General features: G+C 54.9%; 1 protein-coding gene. It reads left to right on the forward strand.

Annotated features, from left to right (window positions below):
• The first annotated feature begins 117 nt into the window (after positions 1-117).
• Positions 118-336, forward strand: a complete 219-nt coding sequence (gene infA, locus AC1DRJ_RS31045; protein WP_002553999.1) for a translation initiation factor IF-1 — start codon at positions 118-120, stop codon at positions 334-336.
• Positions 337-700: the final 364 nt, after the last annotated feature.

Genomic DNA, 700 nt, shown 5'->3' on the forward strand with positions numbered 1-700 from the left:
GGGTCATCCTGAACTAGAACCCCTTGGCTTAAACCCCATTTTTCGGGCACAATGCACGCCGCTTTTGCCTGGCGCAGTTGCACCGGGCCATTCATTGGACACCGAGGGCTTTACTGCATGTCGAAAGAAGACAGCTTCGAAATGGAAGGCACTGTCGTCGACACCCTGCCCAACACCATGTTTCGTGTGGAGTTGGAAAATGGGCACGTCGTAACCGCGCATATCTCCGGCAAGATGCGCAAGAACTACATCCGTATTCTTACCGGTGACAAAGTGCGCGTCGAGCTGACGCCCTATGACTTGAGCAAAGGGCGCATCACTTACCGCGCTCGCTAATCAAGTCAATACAAAACGCCCGGCTCTGCCGGGCGTTTTTGTTTGTCTGGGATTTGAGGGGTTCTGGGTTCTTGGGCTCTTGGGCTCTTGGGTGCATATCCATTGCTGCGGTAACGGCTGAATATAGTTTCGCTCTTACAGCGAGTCCCTTTTTCAAACGCCAAAAAGGAACCAAAAGGCTTTGCCCCGGCGTACGGCACTTCGCTAAAGCTCAGTGTTCCCTCGCTACGGTATCCATCAGGTGACATCGCCTACGGTCTGCTTCGCTACGACCTCCTCTCGATGTGTTCGGCTCCGCCGAACGGCGCTACGCACCTAATCCCCTGATGAACACCTACGCTCGGCCTGCCGAAGGGGCGAAAGA

This window comes from Pseudomonas sp. P5_B2, from assembly GCF_056400445.1.

What these genes read in the sequence shown, in the direction of transcription:
- infA (WP_002553999.1), top strand. Translation starts at nt 118, where the DNA reads ATGTCGAAAGAAGACAGCTTCGAAATGGAAGGCACTGTCGTCGACACC.